This window comes from Collimonas silvisoli, from assembly GCF_018305005.1.
GTDB classification, from domain to species: domain Bacteria; phylum Pseudomonadota; class Gammaproteobacteria; order Burkholderiales; family Burkholderiaceae_D; genus Collimonas; species Collimonas silvisoli.
Genome location: NZ_JAGQEG010000208.1, coordinates 1 through 2,433 on the forward strand (window position 1 = coordinate 1; position 2,433 = coordinate 2,433).

2 protein-coding genes and 1 pseudogene are annotated in these 2,433 nt (G+C 50.1%); all 3 read left to right on the plus strand.

What is annotated here, in order from left to right; all coding sequences use genetic code 11:
- Positions 1-1,337: hypothetical protein (locus KHU33_RS25975; RefSeq protein ID WP_211468421.1), on the plus strand; the 1,337-nt coding region annotated here is incomplete at its 5' end.
- 10 nt (positions 1,338-1,347) lie between these two features.
- Entirely contained in the window at positions 1,348-2,154 is an 807-nt protein-coding gene (locus KHU33_RS25980; RefSeq protein ID WP_211468423.1) for an Imm49 family immunity protein, read from the plus strand.
- A 75-nt stretch (positions 2,155-2,229) separates the two neighbouring features.
- A pseudogene (locus KHU33_RS25985) lies at positions 2,230-2,433 on the plus strand (hypothetical protein); the annotation flags it as partial.

The following is a 2,433-nucleotide window of genomic DNA, read 5'->3' on the forward strand; positions in this document are numbered from 1 at the left end:
GCGATGAAATCAACAAGATGGATCTGCCGAAAGACCTGAAGCAGGGATTGGCGCAGATCGCAGCAACGGCGCTGGGCGCGGCGATAGGCGGTGCTGCCGGGGCGGCTTCGGGATTGAATGTCGAGGCTAACAATCGACAACTGCATCCGGAGGAGAAACAACGCATTCACGAGCTCGCCAACGGCAATCCAACGTTAGAGGCACGGTTAAGTGCCGCAGCGTGCGCGTTAGCCCACTGCTCGGCAGAATACGCCGTAGGTAGTAAAGAGTATAACTACTACACCCAAGTCGAAGCATTGGGAAATAGTCCGGATCTAGCAGGTGAGCGCCTGAAGCTATCGCAGCAAACCGCCATGTTCGGCTACACAACGACCGGTGTGTTCAGTGATGCAAATTTTGACGCTGGCAAGCGTATCAACAATACATACCAGATAACGACGCGGACATTAGGTACTTTGCAGGCGGTGGGTGGCGCGGCAACGGCGGTGGCTGGAGCGGGCATTACAGCAGGCGGCGCAATAACTTGCCCAGAGACGGGCGTGGGTTGCCTTGTAGCAGCGGGCGGGGTTGCGTTGACAGGTTGGGGGTTGGATCAATCTAAGGCAGGTGTAAGTACGTCGATTAACGGCCAAGTACAGCCAACGATCGGCGGGCAAGCGTTGCAGAGTATGTTCGGGATATCGTCTGGCGCGGCCGAGCTGTTATATGGCATGGTTGGTGGCGTTGCGGGTATTGCCGCCGATGCTGCCTTGGCAAGTAGAGGTGCTGCGGTCATAACTACAGCGCCGAAGGTGGCAAATGGCGCATCTGGCAATTCCGGAATATTGGCGCTGAATGAGCTGACGCCTGTTTCTCCTGTCGCTTCTGGTGGTGTTAACGCCACTAAAGTAACTGGCAATGGTTATGCGTTGATAGATCTGACGCCTGCCGAGGCAAACCTGGCGAAACAGGTGGCAGCGCAGGGAGACAAATCTGGCGCCGTGACGGAAACCATAGTGGAGTCAGTGGCTCAACGACAAGGACTCAATTCTTTGGAAGGTGGGAAGTATGGCAGCAACAATGGCTTTGATCACGTACTTCAGAATTCTGACGGGACTGTTACCATTCTGATCGACTCTAAGCAAATGACGAATGGTACGTTCAAACTTTCTCAAGAAGGTGCTGGGAATGCGATGCAGATGTCAGATGAGTGGGTGCAAAATGTGCTCCTTAGAATTGACCCAACGTCCCCTGCCTTCAAAGCAGTGGACATGGCAAGAAAAAATGGCACGTTAGTTAAAGGCGTTGCGGGCGTTGACCGTGCTAACGGACAAGTTACAATTGTTCGAATTAAATAAATAAAGTTCTATGAAAAATACTATCGATACAAAAGCTTATGCAGAGAAGGCAAGCAAACGACTTGCTCATGTCAAATCTCATCTAGAGGGGGGATATAGTGACATTCAAACTACGGTGCAATTTATTTTGCAAAGTAGTGGAAATCCACGCGCTTGTGCAATGTCTTTATCAGCGCACGCTCAAGCCGGTGCTATGCTCGCATGGTTTCAAGATCATGATCTGCTTGCAATGAGACAGTGGTGCTATGTAGCGGCCAAGTTAGATCAATTTTATTACCAGATGCAAGAGGCTGACCCGGATTGGGGACGAGGTTTCCCGCAACTATTGAAACCACTCATGTCAAACAATGATGCATTAATTGATTGGTTCGCGCATTATGATTTGGCATACGACATGAAACGTGTGGAAAATCATAAAACCCTCGATTTCTGGGCATACCAAGCGAATGTGGCGTTGCGTGGCGACTGGCAGCGGTTAATAGTGCGCTGCGAAAAGGTTCTTGGTGATCCGCCGAAGGCGAGTAATCAACAAAAATATTTGCTCGATCACCATTTCTTTCTTGCCCTTGCTCAAGGCGACGTTGAGAAAATGCAGAGTACGCTTTTAGAGCTTGTGTCGCCCAAGGCGATAGGTGCGCGCAGCAATGACGAAAGCGGCTATACGGCAGATCTGATTTGCACTCCTGCTGTCATCTACAGCAAGATTGCGTGGCGACATGGTTACAAGATCAAAGTGGATTCTCCGTATATTCCGTCAGAATGGTTGCCGATCGAGCCGCTTACACGGTACGACAATCACTATTCTTTTTTGAAATAACTACCATTTGACCTCGTTTTCCCTCGTTACGATGTCATGAAGCCACCACCGAAGAATCTAAAGGGCTAACTAACGATGCGTTTAGAATTGGCTTCACCGGAAGTTGCGAGGAAAATACAGGGCGCTACGCCTGATCAGCAACGAGCAGCCAGTTTGCTTGCTTGTAAGTTGGCTATAAAGGCCGCGCCAATAGAAAATCGAAGTGTTCTGGATGCCCTTTATTTACTACAAAAAGAGGGCATCTTGTCATCCGCGAAAAGAGCTGAGTTGGATAGTTTG

Excerpts from the sequence above, each read along its gene's own strand:
- KHU33_RS25980 (WP_211468423.1), top strand. The coding sequence starts at position 1,348 with ATGAAAAATACTATCGATACAAAAGCTTATGCAGAGAAGGCAAGCAAA.